The organism is Frankia sp. CeCAU1, assembly GCF_977971845.1.
This window is the reverse complement of the sequence record NZ_CDWWXA010000207.1, coordinates 1-5,813: the sequence shown is the minus strand read 5'-3', so window position 1 is coordinate 5,813 and position 5,813 is coordinate 1. Positions and strand designations below refer to the sequence as shown.

Annotated in this window: 4 protein-coding genes and 1 pseudogene; all 5 read left to right on the top strand. The window is 71.6% G+C overall.

Features of this window, described 5'->3' with window-relative positions; translation table 11 throughout:
• Window positions 1–289 precede the first annotated feature (289 nt).
• A complete protein-coding gene (locus AC08OO_RS22200; RefSeq protein WP_476611618.1) occupies window positions 290–1,642 on the top strand; it encodes a glycosyltransferase family 4 protein in 1,353 nt (450 codons plus the stop codon).
• A complete protein-coding gene (locus tag AC08OO_RS22195; RefSeq protein WP_476611619.1) occupies window positions 1,639–3,498 on the top strand; it encodes an FkbM family methyltransferase in 1,860 nt (619 codons plus the stop codon). Before AC08OO_RS22200 ends, AC08OO_RS22195 begins: the two co-directional genes overlap by 4 nt.
• A complete protein-coding gene (locus AC08OO_RS22190) occupies window positions 3,495–4,499 on the top strand; it encodes a glycosyltransferase (RefSeq protein WP_476611620.1) in 1,005 nt (334 codons plus the stop codon). Before AC08OO_RS22195 ends, AC08OO_RS22190 begins: the two co-directional genes overlap by 4 nt.
• Window positions 4,496–5,518 (top strand): glycosyltransferase family 2 protein, encoded by a 1,023-nt coding sequence (locus AC08OO_RS22185; RefSeq protein ID WP_476611621.1) that lies wholly within the window; start codon window positions 4,496–4,498, stop codon window positions 5,516–5,518. The genes AC08OO_RS22190 and AC08OO_RS22185 overlap by 4 nt, the downstream gene beginning before the upstream one ends.
• A pseudogene (locus AC08OO_RS22180) lies at window positions 5,515–5,813 on the top strand (heparinase); the annotation flags it as partial. The gene AC08OO_RS22185 and the pseudogene AC08OO_RS22180, both read left to right, overlap by 4 nt.

Sequence of the window (5,813 nt, the reverse complement as noted above, 5' to 3'; positions counted from 1 at the left end):
CCCCCATGCCGGCCGCGTCCCCCACACCGGCCGCGTCCCCCACACCGGCCGCGTCCGGCGTCGCGGCGATCCCGTCGCAACGCCGGCCGACGAACCCGGACAGGACAGACCGGACCAACGGAACCCGACCACTGGGGGATGCCGGTCGAAGCCACTGATCGGCTCGTACCCCCGCGACCGCCAGGCGGCCGACAACGACGATGGATGGCAATGAGATCGATACGAAGCGCGACACACGCGATGCGACATCGCCTACGTTTAGTCGCTCACAGAATACAATGCATTACTCATGGCGAAGGATGTAAAGGGCGACTGGAGGTCGAGGTCGGTGGTCCCCTCTCCTGTCCGGTCGCGCGTCCTGCTGGTGACGCACTACTTCCCCCCGGAGACCGGAGCTCCCCAGTCCCGGTTGTCGGAGACGGCACGCGCGTGGGCGGCGAACGGGCTCGACGTCACCGTACTCACCGGCATGCCGAACCACCCGACGGGCAAGATCCCTGCCGCCTATCACGGCGCCTGGCTGCGGACCGAGCGGGTCGACGGCTACCGCGTCGTACGCACCTGGCTCTATGCCACTCCCAACGAGGGGATCACCCGCAAGACCCTCGGTCATCTGTCGTTCATGGTCACCAGCGTCCTGCTCGGCGGCTGGCCCGCCGGCCCGGTCGACGTGGTGGTGGTGTCCTCGCCGACCTTCTTTCCCCTCGGCTCGGCCTGGCTGCTCGCCAGGCTGCGCGGCGCCCGGCTGGTCGTGGAGGTCCGCGACCTGTGGCCGGCCATCTTCGAGCACCTCGGCGTCCTCACCGACCGGCGGGTCCTCGGCGTTCTCGAACGCCTCGAACTCGCCGCCTACCGGGCCGCCGACGCCGTTGTCACGGTGACGGAGGGGTTCCGGGAGGACATCGTGCGACGAGGCATCGCGCCGCGCAAGGTGCACGTGATTCCCAACGGCGTGGACCTCCGCCGGTTCCACCCGACGACCGCGGCCTCGGCCGACATCCGGGCCTGGCTGGGCGCCACCGACGGCGACACCCTCGTGCTCTACCTCGGCGCCCACGGCATCTCGCACGGGCTGACCTCGATCGCCGACGCGGCCGCCCGGGTGACCGGCCGGCCGATCCGGTTCGCCTTCGTCGGTGAGGGGGCCGAGAAACGCAGGATCGTCGGGCACGTCGAGAGCCTGGGGCTGGCCAACACGGTGCTGCGCGACGGGGTTGCCCGCGAGGAGGTACCCGCCGTCGTCGCGGCCGCCGACATCTGCGTTGTCCCACTGCGGGACGTGCCGATGTTCGACACGTTCATCCCGTCGAAGATGTTCGAGTTCCTCGCCGCGGGCCGCCCGGTGATCGGGGCGGTCCGCGGCGAGGCGGCCCGGATCCTCCTTGCCGCCGGACAGATGGTCGTGCCCCCCGAGGACCCGGCCGCGCTGGCGGAGGCGGTCCTGGCCCTGGCGGCGGACCCGGACCGCCGGGCGCGGATGGCCCGCGGCGGGCGGGCGCACGTCGAGGCCCACTACGATCGCGACGACCTGGCCCGCCGGTACCAGACGCTGCTGTTCGACGACGCACCGTTCCCGGCGCTGCCCCCACCGACGACCCTTTCCCCACCGGTGCAGGTACCCGCACCGGACGTGGTCGCATGAGGTTCCTCATCACCGGTGGCACCGGTTTCCTCGGAAGCCGGGTGGTCGACCGGGCGCTCGCGGACGGACACCGGGTCGTCGGGCTGGCGCGCAGCGACGCGGCGGCGACGAAGCTGCGCCGACGCGGCGCGGGGACTGTGCGCGGTGACCTCGACGATCCGGCGACGTTGCTCCCGGCGTTCCGCGAGGCGAACTGCGAGGCGCTGATCAACATCGCCTCACTCGGGTTCGGCCATGCGGAGACGATCGTGACCGCCGCCCGTGCGGCCGGCATTCGCCGGGCCGTCTTCCTTTCCACCACCGGGATCTTCACCACGCTCGATCCACCCTCGAAGCGGATCCGGGTAGCGGCCGAGGGGACCATCGCGGCGAGCGGGCTGGACTGGACGGTCATCCGACCGACGATGATCTACGGGGGTCCCGACGACCGGAACATGGCCCGACTGCTGGCGCTGCTCCGGCGCGTTCCGGTGCTGCCGGTCCCCGGCGGTGGGCATCATCTGCAGCAGCCGGTGCACGTCGAGGACCTGGCCCGCACCGTGCTGCGCGCAACGACGACCGCGGCGGCGATCGGACGCGCCTATGACGTCGCCGGGCCGGAGGCATTGACGTTCCGGCAGGTCGTGATCACGGCCGGCGCCGCCGTCGGCCGACGGGTGATCTGCGTGCCCGTGCCGGTCCGCCCCGTCATCGCCGTGACCCGTGCCTACGAGCGGCGGGTGTCCTCGCCAAGGTTGAAGGCCGAACAGATCGCCCGGCTCACCGAGGACAAGGCGTTCGCGATCGACGCGGCCCGCCGCGATCTGGACCATCGTCCGCGGCCGTTCGCGGCCGGCATCGCGGCGCAGGCCGCCTCATCACCCGATCGGGTGACCCCCAGCCGCTCTCCCGACCGAACGGAGACCCGGATGTTCCGGATCGACCAGGCCACCCAGCTGCTCCAGGACCTCCAACGGATCGCCAGGGTGGCTGGTCCCCCGACGGCGCTGCGCTTCGGTGCCGCCGTGGCCCGGCATGCTCCGACCATCCGCCGGGCGGGCAACCTGGATGCCGCCGACCGGGCGATGGCCGCCGGCGGCCACACCTACCGGCCGCTGCCCGGGGTGACGGTCGTGTTGCCCGGCACCGCGTTCGGCGGCGCGCGCGAGATGTACTGCCGCGGGGTCTACCACGCTCTCCCCGGGTACGCGCCTGCGGCCGGCGAGGTCGTCGTCGACCTCGGCGCAAACCAGGGCCTGTTCTCGGTGCTCGCGGCGCGAGCGGGCGCCGATGTGATTGCCGTCGAGGCGCAGCGCGGGTTCGCCCCCGCCTTCATCAACCATGCCGCCGGCAACGGTGTGTCGAACCACATCCAGCTGCTCCACGCCCTGGTCGGTCCGACCGCCGGCGTGTTCGCCGATCCGCGGGCCCGCCGGAACGCGACACACTGGGACGGGGACGTCGACGTCCTCACCATGGCAGAGGTGTTCGAGGCTGGCGGGGTCGACCAGGTCGACCTCGTCAAGCTGGACATCGAAGGCTCCGAGTTCGCCCTGTTCGACGAGCCTGGATGGCTGGACGCGGTTGGTCGGATCGTGATGGAGGTGCACACCGGGTTCGGCGATCCCCGTACGCTCGACGACCTGCTGGTCCGGCACGGCTTCGAGGTCACTCTGCTCGGTAACGACCTGGTGCCGACTGCCCATCTGGGCGACGCGGCGTCGGGCTACCTCTACGCCCGCCGGACCCGATCGACGACCCGGGCCATCCGCGGGTCCGCGCAGCCCGACGGTCGCCCGGTGTCGGTACCCGGCAGCCGCCCGTCATCCGAGCCCGGTCTCGTCGACGACCCCGCACCGCGGGGTGTCTCGGCGTGAGGCCGACCTCCAGCACCCACCCGATCCTGGTCGACTGTGCCGGTGCCCGGATGGGCGGGGCGTTGCGGTTCCTGACCGAACTGGACGGTTACCTGAGCTTTCGGCCGGGCCTGCAGGTCCAGCTGGTCGGCCGAGATCGCCGGATCGGACCGGGCTGGCTCGCCCGCCGGGAGCGGCCTGGGCGGTACGCGCGCGCGATCGCCCTCAACAACGTCGGCTTCCTCGCGACCCGCGGCGAACGGTGGGTCCTGCTGCGCAACGTGCTGCACTTCCTGCCGGCGGAGGAGGCCCAGCGGCTACCCGGCGGCCTGCCCGACGGCATGGCACGGACAGCACGTCTCGTGCGGCTGTTCGCCCGTCGTGCGGACGTGATCGTCGTACCGACGACCACGATGGCGGACCGGGTTCTCACCGTACTTCCGAGCCTGTCCGCCAGGCTGGTGGTCCGGCCCCATCCGCTGTCCCCCGATCCGGCCCCTCCCCAGACCCGTACGCCGGGCCGGTTTCTGTGTCCCGTGTTGTTCGCGCCGTTCAAACCGATGGGGCGCCTGCTCCGCATGGTCGATGCCGCCGCGACCCGGCTTCAGGAGGAGATCGGAGCCCACCTCGCGATCACGGTCACCGCGACCGATCGCGAGGCCCACGAACACGGCCTGTCCCACTGTCGGACGCTGAGGTTCGTGGGCCGGCTGACGCCGGCCGAGCTGCGGGCCCACCAACGCGATGCCGGCGCGTTGCTGCAGCCGACGACGATCGAGTCCTTCGGCTACCCTCTCGCCGAGGCACGGCTCGCCGGGATACCCGTCATCGCCCGCGACACCTCACACAACCGCGAGGTGGCCGGCCCGGTTCTGGTGCCGTACTCCCGGGAGTCGGCGGATGATCTCGCCGTGGCGCTGCGCACGGCGCTCACGTTCACGCCACGGCCCGAGACGGGAAACCCCTTCGATCCGACGCGTTACTTCGACTGGTTGCTCGACGCAGGAGAGAGCTCACCGTGACGACGCAGACCCACCGAATCCCGCCGCGCCAGGGCCCGTCATTCCCCGCGGCACCACCGGCCGCGCCAGAACCGGCCGCGCCAGAACCAGCAACGACGCGAACCCCGCGCCGGGCGAACTGGCCGACCCCCTATGACACCGCAGCCCCCGCCGGATCGACACAGCCGCAGCCGGCGCCGGGATCGGTTCCCGTCACCGCGATCATCCTCGCCCACAACGAGGCACCGAACATCGTCCGGGCGATCAGGTCCGTCGGTTGGTGTCGACAGGTCGTCGTCGTGGACTCGGGTTCCACCGACGGCACCGCGGATCTGGCCCGCGCCATCGGTGCGACCGTCTGGCACGAGCCTTGGCGTGGATTCTCCGGCCAGCGGCAGTGGGCGATGACCCACCCGGGGATCGCCCACGACTGGGTGTACTTCCTCGACAGCGACGAATGGGTGTCCACCGCGCTCGCCGCCGAGATCGCCGCCCGGCTGGGGACGGCGGACTGCGCGGCCTACAGCCAACGACGCCGGCTGGTGTTCGAAGGCCGCTGGATCGCGCACTGCGGGTGGTACGCGAACAGCTGGCAGGCGCGGCTACTCGATCGGCGGGTGGCGTACTTCGACAACGCCGTCACCTACAGCGAACGGGCCGTGGTCACTGGTGAGGTCGGACGGCTGTCCGCCGACCTGATCGACGAGGACCACAAGGGACTCGCAGCCTGGCTACGCAAGCACGTGCGCTACGCCGAACTGGAGGCGGCGCGCCGCGTGACGCAGCCCGCTGTCCGGGAGCGGTTGGCGCGGGTCCGCGAGGAGGTGCGCCGGCCCACCGGGTCGACCCGACCGCTCACGCGGACCATCGCGAGGGACGTGATCTTCCCGCTGGTTCCGGCCAAGCCGGCGGTCCTCTTCTGCTACATGTACCTGCTGCGGAGCGGATGGCGGGATGGGCGGCAGGGGCTGCTGTTCTGTCTCTACTACGCCTGGTATGAGCTCACGATCGGCGCACTGACCCGGTCCGTTCACCGGTGACCGCGTCGGTTCCGCTCGGTCGCTACCTGCGCACCACCGCGGGACTGCGACCGGTCCAGCTCGGCGCCCGTGTCCGGCTGCGCGGGCAACGGGCCGTCCTGAGTCGCCACCCGGGCCTGGGCGAGATGCTGCTGCGCGGCAGGCCGCCAGCGGAATCCTGGCCGATCGGGTTCCTGCCGTTCGACGGCAGATGCCCGCCGGCTCGGCCGATGTTCGACGAGATCGTCGCGGGCCGCCTCACCCTGCTCGGTCACTCCCGCGATCTGTGTCCCCGGGACTCCAGCACCCCCGCTGC

What these genes read in the sequence shown, in the direction of transcription:
- AC08OO_RS22200 (WP_476611618.1), top strand. Translation starts at nt 290, where the DNA reads ATGGCGAAGGATGTAAAGGGCGACTGGAGGTCGAGGTCGGTGGTCCCC.
- AC08OO_RS22195 (WP_476611619.1), top strand. Translation starts at nt 1,639, where the DNA reads ATGAGGTTCCTCATCACCGGTGGCACCGGTTTCCTCGGAAGCCGGGTG.